Raw genomic sequence first — 21567 nt, forward strand, 5'->3', positions numbered from 1 at the left:
GATGGACGAAGCCGACCTGCCTCGCCGCAAGGGCGACCATGCCAGCCTGCTGAAGGCTGAGGACCTGTCCCCCTACAGCCAGCAAGAACTCACCGTACGGATCGCCACGCTGGAAGCGGAAATCGCCCGAACGAAGGCGCATGCCGAAAAGGCACAGGCCCACCGCAGCGCGGCGGAAGCCTTCTTCAAGGCACCGGACCGATGATGGCGGCGCCAGCGGCCCCCGGTACCGCATGGCGCATGGCCACGCTGTTGAAAATGCTGCCGGAGACGCGGCCGGACCCGCTGGCGATTACCTACTCGAAATCGCGAAATCGCGCCCCATATAGGCTGCGTTCACTGCATCGGGGCATGATCTGCCCGACCGGCTTCGTACCGGAACTCACGATGCCCCTCTGCACGAAAGACGACTGATGCCAAGTTTCGCCCAGAACCTCGAGAAGACGCTCCACGCCGCGCTGACCAATGCGTCCAGCCGCAGCCATGAATATGCCACGCTCGAACACCTCCTCCTCGCGCTTGTCGATGACGAGGAAGCGATGCAGGTGATGAATGCCTGCGGTGTCGACATTGCCGAACTGTCGGACGTGGTGAAACAATATCTCGACCAGGAATACCAATCGCTGAAAAGCGACGATGGCGGCGACCCGCAGCCCACGGCCGGGTTCCAGCGCGTGATCCAGCGCGCGATCCTGCATGTGCAATCGAGCGGCAAGGACACCGTGACCGGTGCCAATGTCCTGGTCGCCCTGTTTTCCGAACGCGATTCCTACGCCGTCTACTTCCTGCAGCAGCAGGATATGAGCCGCCTCGATGCGGTCAGTTTCATCAGCCACGGCATCGGCAAGGGCGGCAAGAGCGATCCGCGGACGCCTCAAGGCGTGGAAGATGGCGAGCCAGCCAAGGACGAGAAGGGCAAGAAGGAAACCGCGCTCGACCAGTTCTGCGTCAATCTGAACGAGAAGGCGGAGAACGGCAGGATCGATCCACTGATCGGCCGCGGGCCGGAAGTGGACCGGACCGTCCAGATCCTGTGCCGCCGCAGCAAGAACAACCCGCTTTACGTCGGTGATCCCGGCGTTGGCAAAACCGCCATCGCCGAGGGCCTCGCGCGCAAGATCGTCGAAGGCGATGTGCCGGAGGTCCTGGAGGACGCAGTCATCTATTCGCTCGACATGGGCGCATTGCTGGCGGGCACCCGCTATCGCGGGGATTTCGAGGAACGGCTCAAGCAGGTCGTGAACGAACTAGAAAAGATGCCCGAAGCCGTGCTCTTCATCGACGAGATTCACACCGTGATCGGTGCCGGCGCGACCAGTGGCGGGGCAATGGATGCGTCCAATTTGCTCAAACCCGCGCTGTCTGGCGGCACGATCCGCTGCATCGGTTCGACCACCTACAAGGAATTCCGCAACCACTTCGAAAAGGATCGCGCCCTGCTGCGCCGGTTCCAGAAGATCGACGTGAACGAACCGACGGTGGAAGACACGGTCAAGATCCTGGACGGGCTGCGGACCGCCTTCGAGGATCACCACAAGGTGAAATACACCTCGGAAGCATTGAAGACGGCCGTCGAATTGTCAGCGCGCTATATCAACGACCGGAAACTGCCGGACAAGGCGATCGACGTGATCGACGAGGTCGGTGCGATGCAGATGCTCGTTCCGCCCAGCAAGCGGAAAAAGAAGATCACCGCGCGTGAGATCGAACAGGTCATCGCGACCATGGCGCGCATCCCTCCGAAATCCGTTTCCAGCGACGACAAGAAGGCGCTGGAAAACCTGGAGCGCGATCTGAAGCATGTCGTGTTCGGTCAGGATCCTGCCGTGCACCGCCTCGCCACGGCCATGAAGCTGAGCCGGGCCGGTCTGCGCGACCCGGACAAGCCGATCGGTTCCTTCCTGTTCAGCGGCCCCACGGGCGTCGGCAAGACCGAAGTCGCACGGCAGCTGGCCAGCATCATGGGCATCGAACTCAAGCGGTTCGACATGTCGGAATATATGGAACGGCATTCGGTCAGCCGGTTGATCGGCGCGCCTCCGGGCTATGTCGGCTACGACCAGGGCGGATTGCTGACCGATGCCGTCGACCAGAATCCGCATTGCGTGCTGCTGCTGGACGAGATCGAGAAGGCCCATCCCGATTTGTTCAACATCCTGCTGCAGGTGATGGATAATGGGCGGCTGACCGATCACCACGGCAAGACCGTCGATTTCCGCAATGTCGTGCTGATCATGACGACCAATGCGGGCGCCGCCGACATGGCGCGCAGCGGCATCGGCTTCGGCGACGTGTCCAAGGAAGATGCGAGCGAGGAAGCGGTGAAGCGCATGTTCACGCCGGAATTCCGCAATCGCCTCGATGCCATCGTGCCCTTCGCGTATCTGGGCCGCAGCACCGTCAGCCGCGTGGTCGACAAATTCGTGCTGCAGCTGGAACTGCAACTGGCGGAACAGAACGTCCACATCCAGTTTGACAGTGATGCGCGCAACTGGCTCGCCGACAAGGGCTATGACCGTCTGTACGGCGCAAGGCCGATGAGCCGCCTGATCCAGGACAAGATCAAGCAGCCGCTGGCCGAGGAATTGCTGTTCGGCAAGCTGTCGGATGGCGGCGAGGTCCATGTCAGCATGAAGGATGGCAAGCCGAATTTCGAGCTGACCCCTGCCCCGCCCAAGCCCGAACGCAAGAAGAAGGGCAAGGCAACAGCGGACGAGCCGGAAGCCGATATCGACGACGATGACGATGCCGACGAAGAGAATGGCGCAAGCGGCGGCGAAGGCGAAAGCACCGAATAGCCGCGCGCCGACCATCGGTTGAGGAACAGGGAGGGCTCGCCGTTCATTTAAGAACGGTGAGCCCTCCTTTTTCCTGGATACGACCCGACCCGCACGGCATCCACGTTGGCCCGGCCGATTGCTGGATCGACCCGTCGAAAGCGGTCGACAAGGCGCTGGTCACGCATGGCCATGCCGACCATGCGCGCGGCGGGCACGGGCAGACGGTCGCCACGCCCGAAACCCTCGCCATCATGAAGTTGCGCTACAATACCGCCGACGGTGCAACGCCTGTCGGATATGGCGAGACCATCCGGCTGCCAGGCGGCGTGGATGCGACCTATATTCCCGCAGGCCACGTGCTGGGAAGCGCCCAGATCCTGCTGGAACATGCCGGTGAGAAAGTGATCGTCACCGGCGATTACAAGCGCCGCGCTGATCCGACCTGCCCGCCTTTCGTGGTCACTCCGTGCGACATTTTGATCACCGAAGCGACTTTCGGTCTGCCTGTCTTCGAACATCCGCCGATCGCGGACGAAATGGCGAAGCTGCTTAGCGCGCTGCAAAGCAATCCCGACCGCTGCGTGCTGGTCGGCGCTTATGCCCTGGGCAAGGCCCAGCGCGTGATCGCCGAATTGCGGGCTGCCGGGCACAAGGACATAATTTATCTGCACGGCGCGATGGAGAAGATGTGCCGGCTTTACGAGGATTTCGGCATCGATCTCGGCCCGCTGGCGCTCGTTGCCGATCAGGTGAAGGACGATATGCGCGGCTCCATCGTCATCTGCCCGCCTTCCGCGTTGAACGACCGGTGGAGCCGCCGCCTGCTCGACCCGATCACCGCAATGGCTAGCGGCTGGATGATGGTTCGCCAGCGCGCCCGGCAGCGCAACGTCGAACTGCCCCTCGTCATCTCCGATCATGCCGACTGGAACGAACTGACCCGCACCATCGAAGAGGTGAACCCGCAGGAAACCTGGATCACCCACGGACGCGAGGAAGCGCTGCTGCGCTGGTGCCAGCTAACGCAGCGCCGCGCCCGCGCCCTTTCCATGGTGGGGTATGAGGATGAAGATGATTGAGCGGGCGGGCTGAGGCGTGGAAGAATTCGCCGCCCTGATCGACCGGCTGGTCTATACCGGCAGCCGCAATGCCAAGCTGGCGCTGATTGCGGATTACCTGCGGTCTACTCCCGACCCGGACCGGGGATGGGCGCTTGCCGCGCTGACCGACGGGCTGGATTTCAGCGCGGTGAAATCCGGCACGATTCGTACCATGATGAAGGATCGCGTGGACCCGATCCTGTGGACGCTCAGCCGCGACTTCGTCGGCGATACCGCCGAATGCGCCAGCCTCCTGTGGCCGGAGCCGCTGGGGCACAGGGACGCGGCACCGGGCGTCGCCGAAGCGGTATCGCTGCTTTTCGATATGAAGCGGACCACCGTACAGGCCGAACTGCCGCGGTTGATGGACCGGCTCGATTCATCGGGGCGCTATGCCTTGCTCAAGATGGCAACGGGCGCGATGCGGATCGGGGTTTCGGCGCGCCTCGGAAAGGTTGCGTTTGCCCAGGCTTTCAATGTGTCGGTCGACGATGTGGAGGAATATTGGCACGGGCTGACCCCGCCCTATGCCGAACTTTTCGCCTGGGCAGAGGGCGGCGAAGCGCCCGACACAGAAAACATGCCGCTGTTCCGGCCCTTCATGCTTGCCCATCCGCTGGAAGAGACGGTGGTCGACATGGCCGATTATGCGGCAGAATGGAAATGGGACGGCATCCGGGTGCAGCTCGTGCATGCAGGAATTGGCGTAGAAGCGGAAACCCGAGTCTATTCCCGATCCGGAGACGACATCTCCGCGACTTTCCCCGAAATGGTCGAGGCGCTGTCGATCCCGGCGGTACTGGACGGCGAATTGCTGGTACGCGGCACCCATCAGGGCGGCGAAGCCAACGAGCGGACGCAAGGTGGTGCCGCCAGCTTCAACGCATTGCAGCAGCGCCTGGGCCGCAAGACCGTGTCAAAAAAGATGCTGAGCGAAAGCCCGGCCTTCGTGCGCCTCTACGACGCGCTGATGATCGAGGGCGAGGATCTGCGCGGTCTGCCCTGGACCGAGCGGCGCGCGCGGTTGGAAGCGTTTCTGCCGCGGCTGCCCGCCGACCGGTTCGACATCAGCAACATCATCGCTGCCGGCGATTTCGAAAGCCTCGCTGAAATTCGCGAAAGTACACGCGACGATGCGATCGAAGGGCTGATGCTGAAGCGGCGCGACTCTCCCTATGTCGCGGGGCGGCGGACCGGGCTGTGGTATAAGTGGAAGCGTGATCCGCTGCTGATAGATTGCGTGCTGATGTATGCCCAGCGGGGCAGCGGCAAGCGGTCGAGCTTCTTCTCCGATTACACTTTCGGCTGCTGGGACGGCGACCCCGACGAAGGGGCGGAACTGCTGCCCGTGGGCAAGGCCTATTCCGGCTTCACCGATGCGGAACTGAAGCAGATCGACCGTCACGTGCGGCAGAATACCGTCAACCGTTTCGGCCCTGTGCGCGAAACGGAGAAGATCCTGGTTTTCGAGGTCGCCTTCGATTCTGTACATGAGAGCAAGCGGCACAAATCGGGGTTGGCGATGCGCTTCCCCCGCATTCACCGTATCCGCTGGGACAAGCCTGCGCATGAGGCGGACCGGATCAATACGCTGAAGGGCCTGATACGCGACTGAGGGCATGTGCGCCGGTTGCGCGGCGCAACTTTCGCCCCCTCGAAGGGCAAATCAGTCGCCGGTATGTTCCGCCAGCGCCGCTGCGTGGGCTCGGCCATTTTCGACATAATGCGCCACGCCCATCTGCATGCCCGCCTTCGCTTTCGCAGGCAGATCGCGCAGGAATTTGGCCGGACGCCCGGCCCAAAGCTGGCCCGCCGGGATCGTCTTGCCCGGCGTGAGCATGGCGCCCGCCGCCAGCATGGCATCGCTTTCCATCCGGCAGCCATTCATCACGATGGTGCCGAGGCCGACAAACGCCCGATCCTCCAGCACGCAGCCATGCACCATGGCGAGATGGCCGATCAGCACATCTTCGCCGATGATGGTCGGAAACCCATCGGGATTGCCCGGCTCCGGCGGATCGCAATGCACGATGCTGCCGTCTTGGACATTGCTGCGCGCGCCGATGACCACCCGGTTCACTTCGGCACGGATGACGCAATTATACCAGATGCTCGCATCGGCACCGATCTCGACATCGCCGATAATTCGGCAGCCGGGCGCGATGAAGGCGCTGTCGTGAATTTTTGGGCTCTTGCCGTGGATGTCGATAATGGAAATATCGGTGCGGCGGTCGTGACCGCTGGTGTTGCTGCTCATGGCGCATTCTCCCATTGTTCACGCGTGATGGCATAAACGATCGTGTCGCGGAACGGCGGATCGTAGCGAGCGTCGGCGTAGTCGAGATCCTCGCGCCGCACCATGCCGAGGCGCTTCATCAGGCCCCAGCTCGGCGTGTTTCCTACCACGGTCAGCGCGACGATGCGTTCAGCGCCGAAGCGGCCGAACCCGGCGGTCAGGGCAGCGCAAGCAGCTTCCCTGGCATAGCCCCTTCCCCATGAATCGGCACGGAAGCGCCAGCCGATCTCCATCTCTCCTGTAACGCTGCTGCCCGGTGCATCGGCGCGCTTCAACCCGCAAAAGCCGAGCACCTCGCCCGCCAGCCAGCCGCCGTCGTCCAGCCGCTCGACCAGCCAGAAGCAGAAACCATTGGCAGCGACGCAGTTTTCGACGCGCTGCCGCTGTGCCGCCACGGCTTTGTCACTCAGGGTTCCCGCCAACCACTGCATCACTTGCGGCGTATTGGTGTGGCGCAGAAAGGCAGCCCAATCGGCATCGCTGCGAAACTCGCGCAAACAGAGCCGCTCTGTTTCCACGTGGAACTCAACCATTGAGCAAGCGTGCGGCAGCAAGCGCATGGTAGGTGAGAATACCGGTAGCCCCCGCCCGGCGAAATGCGGTGAGCGTCTCCAGCAGAACCGCGTCCCGATCGGCCGCTCCGCAAGCCGCCGCAGCCTCGATCATCGCATGTTCGCCGCTAGTCTGATAGGCGAAGACCGGTATGCCGAATTGCTGCTTCACGCGCAGCACGATATCCAGATACGCAAGCCCCGGCTTGACCATCACGCTGTCGGCGCCCTCTGCAATGTCGAGGGCGACCTCGCGCATGGCTTCCTGGGCATTTGCGGGATCGAGTTGGTAGCTTTTCTTGTCACCCTTCAGTAGCCCACCCGAACCGACGGCATCGCGGAACGGTCCGTAGAAGGCCGAGGCGAACTTGGCGGCATAGGCCATGATCTGGACGTGGTGATGGCCATGCATCTCCAGCCCCATGCGGATCTGGCGAATGCGGCCGTCCATCATGTCGGACGGGGCGACGATATCGGCACCTGCTGCCGCTTGGTTCAGCGCCTGATCGACAAGCACCGCCACCGTATCGTCATTCGTGACGTAGCCGGCCTCGTCCACCAGCCCATCCTGCCCGTGGCTGGTGTAGGGGTCGAGCGCCACATCAGTCAGAATGCCGATATCCTGCCCACAGGCGTCGCGTACTGCGCGTATGGCCCGGCACATCAGATTGTCGGGCGACAGGGCCTCGGCGCCATCTTCGCTGCGCAAGGCGGGCGGGGTATTGGGGAACAGGGCGATGCAGGGAATGTCGGCCTCGATCGCTTCCTTCGCACGGCGGGTGATGTGATCCACCGACCAGCGCGATACGCCCGGAAGCGAGGCGATCGGCTCTTCGACATCCTTACCCTCGGTCACGAAGAGCGGCCAGATCAGGTCGGCGGCGCGCGGCTGCGTCTCGCGGTGCAGATTGCGGCTCCATGCACTCGCGCGGGTCCGCCGCATGCGGATATTGGGATAGCTTGCGGTCATGTCCTGCATCTGCCGCATCTTCCGCTAGCGCGCAATGCAGCGGTTCAGCCGATCTGGCGCGGCCCTTCAAGCTTTTCGATTTCCCGTTTCGGTGCTGTTTCGACCGGCGCGGCGGGCGCGAGCGATTCAAGTGCTGCGCCAGGTTCGACCGTTTTCAGCCGAGCCAGCGATTCGCGGAAGCGGCGGAGATCGCTTCCCGAAAGCTGTGCCCGCGTGACGAAGCTGACGCTCGCAGGATCAATCGCCCTTCCGCCGCGATACATCTCGTAATGGAGGTGCGGGCCTGTCGAAAGACCGGTCGAGCCGACATAGCCGATGACCTGTCCCCTGCGCACGGATTGCCCGCCGCTGACGGCAAGGCGGCTCATGTGGCAATACCGGGTCTGCAAGCCGCCGCCGTGGTTGAGCCGCACCGCATTGCCGCAGCCGCCCATGCGTCCCGCGCCCGAGACTGTGCCATCGGTAACGGCGACGATCGGCGTGCCATGCCGGGCTTTGAAATCCATGCCCGAATGCATACGCCGATAGCCGAGGATCGGGTGCCGCCGCATGCCGAAATTGCTGGAGATACGGCCCGGCACCGGCGCGACCATGCCGCTGCGCTGTTCGCCCACGCCCGATGCCTCGTAGAATTTGCCGTCGTCGCCCCAGCGCATCAGCTGCGCGACAGCGTCGCCGCCGCGTTCGACCCCTGCATAGAGCAACTGCCCTGCCTGCCGTTCGCCCGTGGCCGCGCGGCGGTGGGAGAGCACCATGTCGAAAATGTCGGTCGGACGAATCTCGCTGTCCTGATCCGTCTGCTCGTTCAGGGTTTTCAGATATTGCTGCACGGCGCTGGCAGGAGCGCCCGCCGCACGGGCGGAGCGATAGAGGCTGTCCCCCACGGTGCCGCGAATACGGAGCGGCGTATCGTCCACCCTGATCGGCGTGCGTTCGAGCGACAGATTGCCGTCATTCCGCACGATGCCGAGTTCCAGATCGAAGCTTGCGCGGAAGGAAAGCCGCTCCAGCGGGCGTGCTTCACCCGGTGCAGGCCGGCGGCCGAGCACGATATCGACCCGTGTTCCAGCCTCGATCTCGCTGGCCGGAAGAGCACGGCTCACGAGGGTTTCGATGCGAGTTGCCTCGGCAGAACCGACGCCCGAACGCTGCAGCATCCGGGCAAAACTGTCCCCTTGCGCCAGGGTCGCCAGCACTTCGACACGTGGCCGCTCAGGTGCCGATCGTAATGGCGTCACGGCGGCGGTCGCGCCCATGTGACGCCCGCTATCTGCCCCGAGCGCCAGGGGCATAATCATCTGGCTGCGGTATTCGTCCCGCGACCGCGCATCGATATTCATCGGCGGAGCCGCCCGCAGCGGGCTGATATCGGGCCAGAAGGCAAAAGCCACTGCACCCAGGGCCAGCATCGTGGCGAAGCCGCGGAGCCAGCGCGCACTGCCGATCTCCCGGGCCAGGTCGGGCGCCAGATCGACCGCATCGAACCGGGCTGACAGGCCAAGCCGCCATGCCTCGAACCGATCGGTCAGTCCATGCCGGCGGCGAAGCCGGACGGGGCGGCCCTGCACCGCATCTGCATTCTCCTGGGCGCCAGGGACGATCTGGTCGTGTGACAGGCTCACCGCAGGCGCAGCCATGCCGCCAGCGTCCTGCCCTGCGCAGGCAGTGTCGAACCCGTCCGTGTCGCGCAGTTTGTACACTTGCCTCCGCTCCCCCTCGACTTGCTTGCCGATCCCCCGGCGATTTAGGCAAGGCCGTCCAATCGAATGCGGTCGTTAACAGATGCCTGCCTTGTGGCGGTTACGGCGGAAATGTGAAGCATCAAAGTTAACAGCAGCCTAAAGCTACGGCGATCCGGTGATTTCCTGCGCCGGGTGGTTGCGGCAGAGCCTCGTCGATGCCACATTCATGACCGTGAACGCGCGAACGTCCGACGATGCCGTCATCAAGGCGGTTCTGGGTCCGACCAATACCGGCAAGACGCATCTCGCCATAGAGCGGATGTGTGCCCATTCAAGCGGAGCCATCGGCTTCCCGCTGCGCCTTTTAGCGCGCGAGGTGTACGACCGGGTCGTGGCGATCAAGGGCGAGAAGCAGGTCGCGCTGATCACGGGCGAGGAAAAGATCGAGCCGCCGGACGCGCGCTATCTGTGCTGCACGGCGGAAGCGATGCCGCGCGACGGTGGCGGCCGCGCCTTCGTCGCATTGGACGAGGCACAATTGGGTGCCAATCGCGAAAGAGGACACATTTTCACCGACCGGTTGCTCAATGCTCGGGGGCGGGAAGAAACCATGCTGCTGGGCGCGGCAACGCTGGAACCACTCGTGCGTAGCCTGCTGCCGAGAGCGGAGATCACGACCCGCCCGCGCTTTTCTACGCTGAAGCACATCGGCGCGCGCAAATTGTCGCGCCTTCCCCCGCGCAGCGCAATCGTCGCCTTCAGCACCGAACAGGTCTACGCGATGGCGGAAATGCTGCGGCGTTTTCGCGGCGGTGCGGCCGTGGTGATGGGCTCGCTCAGCCCAGCCACCCGGAATCGCCAGGTCGAATTGTTCCAGAATGGCGAGGTCGACTACATCGTCGCGACCGATGCGATCGGCATGGGCCTCAACCTCGATGTGAACCATGTCGCCTTCGCCAGCCTCGCCAAATTCGACGGTGTGCGCAAACGCCGCTTGTTGCCTGCGGAAATGGCGCAGATCGCCGGGCGGGCGGGCCGCCATCAGCGCGACGGCACTTTCGGCGTTCTGTCCGGCATGGGCGCAGGCTTGGATGGCGGCCGGGGAATGCCCGCCGCTTCTGCCGAGTTCACAGACGAGGAAATCTACGCGATCGAGGAACACCGCTTCGCGCCGCTGACCCGCCTGTTCTGGCGCGAGGCACAGCCCCGCTTCGACAGCCTCGGCACGCTGATTGCGGATCTCGAGGCAATCCCCGACGATCCCGAACTCGTCCGCCCCCCTGAGGCGATCGACCTGACCGTGTTGAAACGCCTGTCCGAAGAGCCGCTCGCTGCAGACATTCGCGGTGCTGCCTCGGTCCGCCGTTTCTGGGAGGTCTGCAGCCTCCCCGATTTCCGCCAGCACGGGCCGGAAGTGCACGCTCGCTTCGTTTCGCGCCTGTGGCAGGATCTCCGCGGCGGCTATCTGGGTGCGGATTTCGTCGCAGCGCGCATTTCCGAACTGGACAATGTGCAAGGGGATATCGATACGCTGCAGGGGCGCATCGCGGCGATCCGTAGCTGGGCTTATATCTGCCAGCGGCCCGACTGGGTTCTGGCGCGGGACGAGATGGCGGCGCGGGCACGCGCTGCGGAAGCCAGACTGTCGGATGCGCTGCATGCGCGGCTGACCGAGCGATTCGTGAACCGGAGGACGGCGATCTTGATGAAGGCAATGGGACAGGATGCTTCGCTGCTGCCCGTCGAATTGAACGAAGACGGCACCATGACGGTGGAGGGGGAGCCCATCGGCAGGCTCGACGGCTTCCGCTTCAGTGTCGATCATGCAACCAGCCACGGCGACCGCAAGATGCTGCTCGCCGCGGCCGAGAAGGCGCTGCCCCGCCTGCTGGCGAAACGCGCACAGGATCTGGTGCAGAATCGGATGGCCGAACTGGAGCTGGCCGAAGGGTCGATCCGCTGGAACGGCGATGAACTGGCAAGCGTTACGGCAACCGAGACCATCCTTGCCCCGGTACTCTCACCCGCCCGCGATCTGGCGCAATTGCCCGAAGCTGCGCACGCGGAACTGCTGACAGCGCTGCGCGAATGGCTGACGGCTCGCTTGGCCCCGCTCGAACCGCTGGAGAAGCTGCGGGTAGCTGCTCGCAATCCCGATGCGGGATCGGAAGCGCGTGCGTTGCTGCTGAACCTAATCGGGGGCCACGGTCACGTGAGCCGTGAAAAAGCAGGGGTCGAGCATCTGCCGAAGGAAATGCGCCCGTTCCTGCGGCGGCTTGGCGTCACCTTCGGTGCGCTCGACATCTTTGCCCGCGATCTCCTGAAGCCTGCGCCGCGCCAGTTGCTGCATGCGCTGGGGATCGACCGGCGGCCTCTTGCAGCAGCCATGCAGCCCGTCATTGCAGGCGAGGGTCGACTGCCCGCCGGTTATCGTCCTGCAGGCGAGCAGGCCATTCGCGTCGACATCGCTGAAAAGCTGCTGAAGGCTGCTCACGATGCCCGCGGATCGAGGGACAAGAACGGCAGGCAGGGCAATCGCCGGTTCGTCATCGACCCCGCACTTCCGACATCCACGGGACTGACGCCCGAAGGATATCAGCGCCTTGTAGGGGGAGCAGGCTTCCGGGTGCAGCGGGCAACTCCCCTTGCCGAAGGGCAGTTCGGCCCGCCGCGGCCCGACAGTTGGGAATGGCGGCCTGCATCGCGCCGCAACGCGCCCCAGCAAGGTGCTCGGCCTGACCGCAAGCGCGGTTTCGGACAGGGTAGCGAAATGGCGAGCAACGGACGCGCAAAACCGAAGCAGGGCGACCGGAAGCCCGGCGTTCCGGACAAGCGCGGCAAGTCGCACGCGCCGAATGCCAAGCCGCAGCGCCAGCCCGATCCGAACAGTCCGTTTGCCGCGCTGGCAGATCTGGTTCGCTGATGGAGTAATGCGTTATGGATCGACTCGATGAGCATGGGGCCGCGTGAAGGCGCCTGAAACGCAATGCGCAGGCGTCGACACGCCGGTGCGCATAGACCGGCTGTTATGCTATCTTCGCTTCGTGAAGACTCGCAGCCGGGCCCAGGAACTGGTCGCCGCCGGGCAGATCCGCCGCAATGGCCAGCGTGTCACCCGGACAAGCCAGCCGATCGGCATCGGCGATACGATTACTCTGCCCCTGGGCAGAGCCATCAAGGTTGTTACTATCGAGCGGATCCCCGCCCGTCGCGGGCCGCCGTGCGAGGCGCAGGCATGCTACCGCGACCTTGACCCACACGAAAAGAGCGGCATAGCACATCCTGAACTGTAAATTACCGAAGGGCATTCTTCGCCATGACCTACGTCGTCACCGACGCCTGCATCAAATGCAAATATACCGACTGCGTGGAAGTCTGCCCGGTCGACTGCTTTTACGAAGGCGACACCATGCTGGTGATCAACCCCAGCGAATGCATTGATTGCGGCGTCTGCGAACCGGAATGCCCGGCGGAAGCGATCCTGCCCGACACCGAGGATAATCTCGAAAAATGGCTGGAGCTCAACACGAAGTTTTCCGCCGAATGGCCGAACATCACGCAGCAGAAAGAACCGCCTGCCGATGCCGACGAGCATAAGGGCGAAGAAGGCAAGTTCGACAAATACTTCACCGGCGAACCGGGGGAAGGCGATTGACGGCGCATTCCGACAAGCAGCACGCGACCGGCAACGATCATCCGCAAGGGTGGTTCGCCGCGCTGAAGCTGGCCGGCAAGGAAGCGGGCAAGGACAATGCCGGGCTGGTTTCAGCTGGCGTCGCCTATTACACCTTCCTCGCGATCGTGCCGCTGCTGGCGGCATCGGTGCTGGTCTACGGCCTCGTGGTGGATGCCGAAACCGTGGCGCGTCATGCGCAGGCCATTGCCGGGGCATTACCGGAAACCGCTGCCGGCCTGATTACCGACCAACTGGAAAGCGTAACCGAAACAGAGGCTGGCAAGAAGGGCCTCGGGCTGCTGATTGCATTGGCCGTGGCTTTGTTCGGCGCCCGGAATGGTGCGGGTTCGGTCATGCTGGCGCTCGACATCGCCTATGATCTGGAGGACAGGCGCAGCTTCCTCAAGCGCAACCTGCTGGCTCTTCTGATCACGCTGGGCGCTATCCTCGGCTTCGCGCTGGTGGGTGGTGCTGTGGCCGCCACCGGCCTGCTCGACGGGTTTATCGGCAAGCTGGCAAGCTATGTCGTGATTTGCGGTGCAGGGATCGGCGGCGCATTGCTGCTCTACCGCTATGCTCCCGATCGTGATCCGCCCGAATGGCATCATCAACTGCCGGGCGCCGTGTTCTTCGGCGTGGTTTGGATGGTGCTGACCATCCTGTTCGGCATCTATGTGGCGAATTTCGGCAGTTACAACGCTACTTATGGCTCCTTGGGCGCCGTGGTCGTGCTGCTGACCTGGTTGTATCTGACTGCTTATGTCCTGCTGATCGGCGCCGAATTAAACGCCCCGGCCGAACGGGACAATCGCGAAGGCCTGGCAGAAAGCGATAACAGGCAGGTCGCATCTGTGCGCTGACTGACCGGTGATTCGCGGCACTGGTAATTTTGTTGCGAATCTGCTATATAATGGATCAACCGCACTGCACTTGCACCGGATTGACCCCGGAGAGCATGCGGACCGAACCGAAAGGCAGGCCTTCCCGCCCCAGACCGTCATGATTTCCCGGTTACCCGCCTTCGTGTGGGAAATCGGGGTTCTTGCGGAACCGGGTCTGCCTTTCTGCTGGAAAGGATTATATATGGCAACGAAAGCCCCGGCCTTCGAAGTTGGCGATTACGTCGTTTACCCCAAGCACGGCGTTGGCCGCGTGATGGAATTGCAGAACGAGGAAATCGCCGGAATGCAGCTCGAACTGTATGTCCTGCGATTTGAAAAGGAACGCATGACCCTGCGCGTTCCGACCAACAAGATCGAATCGATCGGCATGCGCAAGCTGTCCAGCGACAAGACGCTGAAGGAAGCTATGGAAACGCTGAAGGGCAAGCCCAAGGTCAAGCGCACGATGTGGAGCCGCCGCGCCCAGGAATATGAAGCGAAGATCAATTCCGGCGATCTGGTATCCATCGCCGAAGTGACGCGCGACCTGTTCCGTCCCGAAGATCAGCCGGAACAATCCTATTCCGAACGCCAGATTTTCGAAGCGGCGTCCAGCCGACTCGCGCGCGAACTGGCCGCGATGGAAAAGACCGACGAACCGGCAGCGCTGGAAAAGATCCTCGACGTTCTGCGCGAGCATGCGCCGCAATATTACGAGTCCGACGAAGCGGAGTGACTCGCCGCGTCTTTTGAGACAAACAAGGGGGCTGCCTGCCGGGCGGCCCCTTTGTCTTGGAAGGCCGGACGCGATGGATGTACCCACGGGCACTCTCTTGCCGCACTCCTCTCCTGGGACGAAGCATTCACTGCGGCCCTCTGCCCGCTGGACTCGCCTTCTCCTGCTCGCCAGTTGCACGGCGATGCTGCAGGGCTGCATCGCCAAAACGGCCTGGGACGTCGTAACCCTGCCGGTCCGGGCGGCAGGCAAGGCAGTCGACGTGGCCACGACCAGCCAGTCAGAAGCGGATGAGAACCGCGGGCGTGAGATCAGGCGGCGAGAGGAGCGCCTCGGCGCGCTCGAACGCACTTACGAACGCCTTCGCCAGAAGTGTGTCGCGGGCGATACCGAGGCCTGCACACAGGCGAGAGGCGTCTACGCGGAAATCACCGCCTTGCTGCCCACCGTCCCTTTGGAGCCAGAGTAGAATTCAGGCGGCGGCCCTGCGCAATCGGTCGTTGATCGCAGCGCCCACCCCGCTGAAAGGGATCGGCGCGACCGCGATCGAAGGCTGCGCCGCTGCCGCGGCCACATGCAGGCACTCGTACAAACGGGCTGCTGCCTCCGCCATGTCTCCCGTTGCCGACAGCGAACAGTCGCCCGGTATCTCGCCAAAGCCGATCAAAAATTCATTTTCGCCCGCAGCCTGAGCATTCAACCGCAGGGGTTTGCCGGGTGCATAATGGCTGGTCATCTGCCCTGGAGCTTCGATCCCTTCCGAAGCCTCGACCATATCACTGCCCAGCACGTCAGTCAGGCTTTCGGCAGAGATCGGGCCCGGCCTGAGCAGTGACCAGCCTTTGTTTCGCAGGGCGAGGATCGTCGATTCGATGCCGCTGGCGCAAGGCCCCCCATTCATGATGGCGGCAATCCGTCCATCCAGAGTGGCGGCAACATGCTGCGGCGCAGTCGGGCTGATCAAGCCGCTGCGATTGGCCGAGGGAGCGGCAAGGGCAAGGCCGCTCCTTCGCAGCACCGCCTGCATTACAGGATGGCCCGGCACGCGAAGCGCGATGGTTGCAAGACCGGCCGTGACCGCAGGAGCGATACCAGCGTTCTCGCGCAGTGGCAGCACCATGGTCAGGGGCCCTGGCCAGAACCGGTCGGCCAGCTTGCGTGCACGATCGTCGAAGCGGGCCAGTCGCTCTCCGCTGCCAGTATCCGCCACATGCACGATCAGCGGATTGAAATCGGGGCGGCCCTTGGCGCGGTAAATGCCCGCCACCGCATCGGCATCATCCGCCCGGGCAGCGAGCCCATAGACAGTCTCCGTCGGCAAGGCGACCAACCCGCCTGCGCGCAGCAATTCGCTGGCGCGTTCGACACCCGCCGCATCGGCTTGCAGCCATTCCGTAGCGCGCTTGCCGCCCATGCCGGGGCGCTATAGGTTGGCGGTGACAAAAGCCAAGGGAAACCGCCAGTGACACCGTATACGCCGCCGGTCCAGGACCAGCTCCTCGCCATTCGTACCAACGCCGGGATCGCCGAACTCGCGCAGAGCGAACGATTTGCAGCAGCAGAAGACGATCTGGTCGAAGCCATTGTCGAGGGCGTCGGCGCCTTTGCAGCGGGGGAATTCGCGCCGCTGAACCGCATTGGTGATACGGAAGGCGCAAGGCTGGAAAACGGTGTCGTCCGTCTGCCGGACGGATTTGCCGAGGCTTACGATCACTACGTAGAACAGGGCTGGAACGCGATTGCGGCTCCTGCAGGTCACGGCGGACAGGGCCTGCCTTTCACCCTTTCCTGCAATGTGCTGGAAAATCTGGGTGCCGCCAACATGGCCTTCACCCTGCTGCCGATCCTTTCGGTCGGCGCCATTGATGCTCTGGATCATCATGGCAGCGACGCGCAAAAAGCAAAATATCTGCCGAAACTGGTCAGCGGAGAATGGTCGGGCACCATGAACCTGACCGAACCGCAGGCGGGCAGCGATGTCGGTGCGCTGCGGACGACTGCGGAACCCATCGACGACGGCGAACATGCGGGCAAATACCGCATCAAGGGCCAGAAGATCTACATAACTTGGGGCGACCACCAGCTGGCCCGCAACATCATCCATCTCGTGCTGGCCCGCACGCCGGATGCACCCGAAGGCAGCCGCGGTATATCCCTGTTCGTCGTGCCGAAATATCACGTGAATGCCGACGGGTCGCCCGGCGCAGACAACGATGTTCGCTGCGTCAGCTTGGAGCATAAGCTCGGCATCAATGCCTCGCCCACCTGTGTCATGAGCTATGGCGACAATGACGAATGCATCGGCGAGATGGTCGGCGGCGAACATGGCGGCTTGCGCGCGATGTTCACGATGATGAACTCCGCCCGCATCAATGTCGGCAATCAGGGCGTCCAGATAGCCGAGCGTGCCCTTCAGCAGGCTCAGCATTACGCGCGCGAACGCATCCAGTCGGCACGAGCCGGCTCGGACGACCGCAACCCCGTCGCCATCGTGGAGCATCCCGACGTGCGCCGCATGCTGATCCGCATGAAATCGCTGACCGAAGGAATGCGCGCCCTGCTCTATTACACGGCCGGGCAGTTCGATCGCGGTACGCTAGGCAATGTCGCGGCAGCTCGCCGCGCCGAGGTGCTGGTTCCCCTCATAAAGGCCTGGGGCACGGACACCGGGGTGGAGGTCGCCAGCATCGGCATACAGGTCCACGGCGGCATGGGTTTCGTCGAGGAAACCGGCGCCGCACAGCATTACCGCGACGCGCGGATCGCGCCCATTTACGAAGGTACCAACGGGATTCAGGCTGCCGATCTGGTTACGCGCAAGCTGAACATGGAAGGCGGCGCAGTGGTCACCGCATTGTTCGAGGACATGGCGCGCGATTGCGTGGACGAACCCGCCCTGTTCACACTCGCCGGCGATTGTGCTGCCGTAGCCGCATGGATGCGGGAAGAAGCAAGCCTCGACGACCGGCTCGCTGGAAGCGTCCCTTTCACGACCATGTGCGCCGTGGCCTTCGCAGGCTGGCAGTTGCTGCGGCAGAAGCGCGCAGTGGATGCCGGGGCAGCGCCGACCCTGCGTGAGGTGAAGGAGGTAACCACCCGTTATTTCATCGACCATGTCGTGCCCGAAGCTGCCGGATTGAAATCCGCCGCGACGGACGGTGCGTCCCTGCTTTACAAGCTCGGCACGAGTCAGTTGGTGGGTTGATCGGCGTTCGGGACCCGTGAATGAGGATACCATCCGGCGTTTGGCCGATGCAGTCGAACGTTTGGCGCCACCCCCTGCAGAGCGGACCGATTGGGCAGCCGCTCCCGCCTATGTGTGGAGCGGCCAGTCAGCGCATCCGGTTGCTGCCATCATCGCTCCGCATCTCGACCAACTGAGAGGGATAGAGCGGCAGAAGCGAGCGGTGGTCGATAATTTGGACCGCCTCGCCGCAGGAGTGGCCGCGCATGACATGCTGTTGTGGGGCGCGCGAGGGATGGGAAAGTCCGCCCTGCTGCGCGCTGCTACGGTAGTTGCGCAAGAGGATGACCCACATCGTCTTGCTATCGTTCAGGCGGCGAGCGATGCGCTGTCATCCCTGCCGCATCTGTTCCGTGAACTCGGCGGGGTGCGCCGGAACTTTCTCGTCTTTCTCGACGATCTGACCTTTTCCGGCGCAGACGCTATCGGCCCAAGGCAGTTGCGAAGCCTGCTGGACGGAGGGGTCGAAGCACGGCCTGCTAATGTGCGCCTCGCCATCACGACCAATCACCGCGTCATACAATCCCGCTCTGGCGATGGCGGAGACGAAGGGGGCGACCTGCACCCGCGCAACGCGCTCGACGACTCCCTGGCCTTGGCTGACCGGTTCGGTCTGTCGGTCGGCTTTCACGCCTGCGATCAGATTACATACCTCGCCATCGTGGCAGGATATGCAGACCCGCTGGGTCTGCGGTGGAACGACGATGAAGCCCTGCAATGGGCGCGGCAGCGCGGCGCCCGTTCGGGGCGCACGGCGTGGCAGTTCGTCACCGAACTGGCCGGTCGCGCGAACGTGGTGCTATAGGGCCAGAGTTCTTCAGCGGGATTCGCGCTGATACTCTTCTTCGAAAACCGCACTAGGGTCGCCTTGCAACTCGCGTTGAGGGCGAAGGGATTCTCTCTGCACCCGCTCGATCGCCGGTGCGGGAGCGCCGCCAGGAGCGACGACACTCCAGATAATGCCCGCCGTGTCATCGCTGACCAGCAGAGCACCATCTTGCGACCATTCCACCCATGTCGGTCGGCCGCGTGCTTCGCCATCGTCATTGAGGAAGCCGGTCAGCACCGGAACAGGCTTGCCCTGCGGGTTGCCCAAATCGTCGAAGCGGACGAAAACGACGTCATAACCTGACGCCGGCACACGGTTCCACGAACCATGCCGTGCAATGAAGGCGCCCTGCCCAAACGTGCTCAACCGGCTGCCTTCCTCGGTAAAGACCAGCCCCAGCGCCGCAACGTGCGGACCGAGCGCATATTCCGGATAGCGGGCATATTCGGTCAGGAAGGCCGGCATCGGCACGTCGACCCGTTCGTCCACCATGTCCTTGTAATAGACCCAGGGCCATCCATATTGCGCACCGACCGGCACATTGGTTAGGTAATCGGGCACGAGATCCGAACCGAGCATGTCACGCTCGTTCACCGTCACCCACAATTCGTCGCTCCAGGGATTGAAGGCGAGACCGTTCGGGTTGCGCAATCCAGTCGCGAACAGGCGCTGGCGGTTGGTCTCGAGATTATACTCCCATATCGCTGCGCGGCCTTCTTCGGCTTCCATCCCGTTTTCGCCGATGTTCGAGGCGGAACCGACGGCGACATAGATCCGGGTGTTATCGTCATTGAGGATAATGTTCCGCATCCAGTGATTGCCGCCGCCCGGCAGGTCCATCAGCTTGCGCGGTTCGGCAGTCAGCCTTGTGGCGCCCACATCATAGGGAAAGGCCAGCAAGGCATCGTGATTGGCGATGTAAAGCGTGCCGTCGCCATAGGCGATGCCCGACGGGGAGGACAGATCGTCGCTCAGCACGAACTTCTGGTCGGCCCTGCCGTCGCTGTCCCGATCTCGCAGCAGGATCAACTGGTCAGGGGACGGTTCGCCCGCTCCTGCCTTGGAGAACAGCAGCTTGGCAATCCATGCCTGGAAGCCACCGCCCTCGCGCGGCGGGCTGTTCGTCAGCGTCACCAGCACGTCGCCATTCGGCATGGCATAGATGACACGTGGATGATCGAGCCCCTCGGCAAAGCGGGTAACCGCCAGTCCCTCTGCCGGTATTGGCGCTTCGGTCGCGGCCCAGCCGACCGGTTCCGCTATGTTCACCGTGGGGATGATTTCGGATTCGGGATCGTCGAAAACGGGGTCCGTCCCGGCAACCGCTGCAACCGTGTAATCGGCCTTGTCACCCTGGGCGAGATAGGCTGCAAGGAACAGAAGCGCCAGAACCAGCACCAGGAAGACGATCAGGAATTTTCTCATGCGCGCAGCAATAATGCACGCGGTCGCTTGCGGCAATGCCGTGGATCGCTACACGAACGTGCCATGTACGATTTTCAGCCCGACGCCGACCTCGCCAAGCCCGAACTCTATCGCCAGCTGGTTCAGGCCGCTGCGGCGCTCACCGACGGAGAAAGCGACGGCATTGCCAACATGGCGAATGTCGCGGCGCTGATGGGTGAATATCTGCCGGCCATCAATTGGGCAGGATTCTACCGGATGGTCGATGGCGATCTGATCCTTGGGCCTTTCGTCGGACGTCCGGCCTGCATCCGCATCGCTTCGGGCCAGGGCGTATGCGGCACCGCAGCGGCGACCGGCAAGACGCAGCTGGTCGACGATGTTCATGCCTTTCCCGGGCACATCGCCTGCGATGCGGCGAGCCAGTCGGAAATTGTCGTGCCAATTATCCGTGACGACACAGTCATTGCCGTGATCGACATCGACAGCCCGCAGAAGGCCCGCTTCGACAAGGATGATGCGGCAGGTATCGAGGCCCTGGCCACGCTGCTCAGCGCCCGGATCTGAAAAGCTACGCCCCGAAACGGGACAAGCGTCTACCCGCAGTGGCAGGATGGGACCTTCCTGGTTTATTTTCCGTTAAGCGTTCAACCGCGCCAAAGGGGAATATGATGAAGTTGCGCCCTGCCGTTTCTGCCGCCGCGGTCGCGGCTCTGTTTGCAACCGGATCGGTCGCCGCTCAGGATATCGTGCCTGGCGCCGGGCAGACCATAGTCCTTCCCCCGGAGCTCGATGAATCCTATGTGGCGCCAGCGCAGCCTTATGCTGCCCCGATCGATTACGACCCTGTTCTACAGACGGCCTATCCGCAGGACACCGTGCAACCTTACAGCGCGCCCTATGCGCAGCCTTACGCCGAACCGTATAGAGAGCCGGTTGCGCAAATCCCGTATTCCGCCACTTACGAACGCGACGCGTGGCTGGATTATTGCCGAGCCAATTACCTCGACCGCAACGGACTCGACCGAAGCGGAGCCTTGGGCGGATTGCTGGGTGCGGCGGCGGGCGGCCTGCTGGGTAATCGGATCGCAAGCGGCGAACGTCTTGCGGGAACTCTGATCGGTGCCGGAGTGGGCGGACTGGCCGGGCTTGCAGTAGGATCTGCGGTGGGCGCCGATACGAGGCGAGATCGTCTGGACGATTGCGAGATCTATCTCCGATATGGAGACAATTATTCGCGCCGGCCCGATCCTTATTACAACACGCCTGCTCATGCGGCGTATGGCACGGCCTTTTACGGGCCATACGGACAGCCGATGATGCTGGTGCCGGTCATGGTTCCGATCCAGCAGCGCGTTGTCGTGCGGGAATATGTGACCGAAGAATATATCGACTGAGCCGGCGCTCAGCAGGATGGC

21 protein-coding genes are annotated in these 21567 nt (G+C 63.2%); 15 read left to right on the forward strand and 6 right to left on the reverse strand.

Going from position 1 to position 21567, the window contains the following annotated elements:
* Position 1 precedes the first annotated feature (1 nt).
* Genes G7A66_RS10465 through G7A66_RS10485 form a run of 5 tightly spaced genes read left to right on the forward strand, consistent with a single transcriptional unit; the run spans position 2 to position 5495 of the window.
* Complete coding sequence (locus G7A66_RS10465) at positions 2-205, forward strand: DUF1192 domain-containing protein (protein ID WP_174295617.1); 204 nt, start codon at positions 2-4, stop codon at positions 203-205.
* A gap of 35 nt (positions 206-240) precedes the next feature.
* Positions 241-414, forward strand: a complete 174-nt coding sequence (locus G7A66_RS10470) for a hypothetical protein (RefSeq protein ID WP_174295618.1) — start codon at positions 241-243, stop codon at positions 412-414.
* Positions 414-2798 carry an ATP-dependent Clp protease ATP-binding subunit ClpA gene (clpA, locus tag G7A66_RS10475; RefSeq protein ID WP_174295619.1) on the forward strand — a complete coding sequence of 795 codons (2385 nt, stop codon included), beginning with the start codon at positions 414-416 and terminating at the stop codon, positions 2796-2798. Before G7A66_RS10470 ends, clpA begins: the two co-directional genes overlap by 1 nt.
* Positions 2799-2854: 56 nt before the next feature.
* Positions 2855-3859: a ligase-associated DNA damage response exonuclease gene (locus G7A66_RS10480; protein ID WP_174295620.1), complete on the forward strand. Its 1005-nt coding sequence runs from the start codon at positions 2855-2857 to the stop codon at positions 3857-3859.
* A 16-nt stretch (positions 3860-3875) separates the two neighbouring features.
* Positions 3876-5495 (forward strand): cisplatin damage response ATP-dependent DNA ligase, encoded by a 1620-nt coding sequence (locus tag G7A66_RS10485; protein WP_174295621.1) that lies wholly within the window; start codon positions 3876-3878, stop codon positions 5493-5495.
* A 51-nt stretch (positions 5496-5546) separates the two neighbouring features.
* Here the strand turns inward: G7A66_RS10485 and G7A66_RS10490 are convergent, their stop codons facing one another.
* Genes G7A66_RS10490 through G7A66_RS10505 form a run of 4 tightly spaced genes read right to left on the reverse strand, consistent with a single transcriptional unit; the run spans position 5547 to position 9334 of the window.
* A complete protein-coding gene (locus G7A66_RS10490; RefSeq protein WP_174295622.1) occupies positions 5547-6137 on the reverse strand; it encodes a gamma carbonic anhydrase family protein in 591 nt (196 codons plus the stop codon).
* On the reverse strand, positions 6134-6709 hold the full coding sequence (locus tag G7A66_RS10495) for a GNAT family N-acetyltransferase (RefSeq protein WP_174295623.1): 576 nt from the start codon (positions 6707-6709) through the stop codon (positions 6134-6136). Before G7A66_RS10495 ends, G7A66_RS10490 begins: the two co-directional genes overlap by 4 nt.
* Entirely contained in the window at positions 6702-7697 is a 996-nt protein-coding gene (gene hemB / locus G7A66_RS10500) for a porphobilinogen synthase (RefSeq protein WP_174295624.1), read from the reverse strand. The genes G7A66_RS10495 and hemB overlap by 8 nt, the downstream gene beginning before the upstream one ends.
* Before the next feature lie 44 nt (positions 7698-7741).
* On the reverse strand, positions 7742-9334 hold the full coding sequence (locus tag G7A66_RS10505; protein WP_174295995.1) for a M23 family metallopeptidase: 1593 nt from the start codon (positions 9332-9334) through the stop codon (positions 7742-7744).
* 271 nt (positions 9335-9605) lie between these two features.
* Here G7A66_RS10505 and G7A66_RS10510 point away from each other — a divergent pair, with 271 nt between their 5' ends.
* The 6 genes from G7A66_RS10510 to G7A66_RS10535 all read left to right on the forward strand — a co-directional run bounded on the left by G7A66_RS10510 (position 9606) and on the right by G7A66_RS10535 (position 15141).
* Positions 9606-12302 carry a helicase-related protein gene (locus G7A66_RS10510; RefSeq protein WP_174295996.1) on the forward strand — a complete coding sequence of 899 codons (2697 nt, stop codon included), beginning with the start codon at positions 9606-9608 and terminating at the stop codon, positions 12300-12302.
* Positions 12303-12345: 43 nt separating this feature from the next.
* Positions 12346-12672, forward strand: coding sequence for an RNA-binding S4 domain-containing protein (locus G7A66_RS10515; protein WP_332310536.1), 327 nt, complete (start codon positions 12346-12348; stop codon positions 12670-12672).
* A gap of 23 nt (positions 12673-12695) precedes the next feature.
* The gene (gene fdxA, locus G7A66_RS10520; RefSeq protein WP_174295625.1) at positions 12696-13034 is read left to right on the forward strand and encodes a ferredoxin FdxA; all 339 of its coding nucleotides are present in this window, start codon (positions 12696-12698) and stop codon (positions 13032-13034) included.
* Entirely contained in the window at positions 13031-13915 is an 885-nt protein-coding gene (locus G7A66_RS10525) for a YihY/virulence factor BrkB family protein (protein WP_174295626.1), read from the forward strand. Before fdxA ends, G7A66_RS10525 begins: the two co-directional genes overlap by 4 nt.
* A gap of 223 nt (positions 13916-14138) precedes the next feature.
* Positions 14139-14672 (forward strand): CarD family transcriptional regulator, encoded by a 534-nt coding sequence (locus tag G7A66_RS10530; protein WP_174295627.1) that lies wholly within the window; start codon positions 14139-14141, stop codon positions 14670-14672.
* Positions 14673-14745: 73 nt separating this feature from the next.
* Positions 14746-15141, forward strand: a complete 396-nt coding sequence (locus G7A66_RS10535; RefSeq protein ID WP_332310537.1) for a hypothetical protein — start codon at positions 14746-14748, stop codon at positions 15139-15141.
* Positions 15142-15144: 3 nt separating this feature from the next.
* Here the strand turns inward: G7A66_RS10535 and G7A66_RS10540 are convergent, their stop codons facing one another.
* Complete coding sequence (locus G7A66_RS10540) at positions 15145-16086, reverse strand: L-threonylcarbamoyladenylate synthase (RefSeq protein WP_174295628.1); 942 nt, start codon at positions 16084-16086, stop codon at positions 15145-15147.
* A gap of 48 nt (positions 16087-16134) precedes the next feature.
* Here G7A66_RS10540 and G7A66_RS10545 point away from each other — a divergent pair, with 48 nt between their 5' ends.
* Positions 16135-17877: an acyl-CoA dehydrogenase gene (locus tag G7A66_RS10545; RefSeq protein ID WP_174295629.1), complete on the forward strand. Its 1743-nt coding sequence runs from the start codon at positions 16135-16137 to the stop codon at positions 17875-17877.
* 16 nt (positions 17878-17893) lie between these two features.
* Positions 17894-18721: a DUF815 domain-containing protein gene (locus G7A66_RS10550; RefSeq protein ID WP_174295630.1), complete on the forward strand. Its 828-nt coding sequence runs from the start codon at positions 17894-17896 to the stop codon at positions 18719-18721.
* Between the two features lie 12 nt (positions 18722-18733).
* On the opposite strand, the gene G7A66_RS10555 is transcribed toward G7A66_RS10550, so the two are convergent.
* Entirely contained in the window at positions 18734-20170 is a 1437-nt protein-coding gene (locus tag G7A66_RS10555) for a PQQ-dependent sugar dehydrogenase (protein ID WP_174295631.1), read from the reverse strand.
* A gap of 63 nt (positions 20171-20233) precedes the next feature.
* Between G7A66_RS10555 and G7A66_RS10560 the strand changes: the two genes are divergently transcribed.
* Both G7A66_RS10560 and G7A66_RS10565 read left to right on the forward strand, forming a co-directional pair.
* The gene (locus G7A66_RS10560; RefSeq protein WP_174295632.1) at positions 20234-20716 is read left to right on the forward strand and encodes a GAF domain-containing protein; all 483 of its coding nucleotides are present in this window, start codon (positions 20234-20236) and stop codon (positions 20714-20716) included.
* 104 nt (positions 20717-20820) lie between these two features.
* Entirely contained in the window at positions 20821-21546 is a 726-nt protein-coding gene (locus tag G7A66_RS10565; RefSeq protein WP_174295633.1) for a glycine zipper 2TM domain-containing protein, read from the forward strand.
* Positions 21547-21567: the final 21 nt, after the last annotated feature.

It is taken from the genome of Alteripontixanthobacter muriae, from assembly GCF_013336795.1.
Taxonomy (GTDB): Bacteria; Pseudomonadota; Alphaproteobacteria; order Sphingomonadales; family Sphingomonadaceae; genus Pseudopontixanthobacter; species Pseudopontixanthobacter muriae.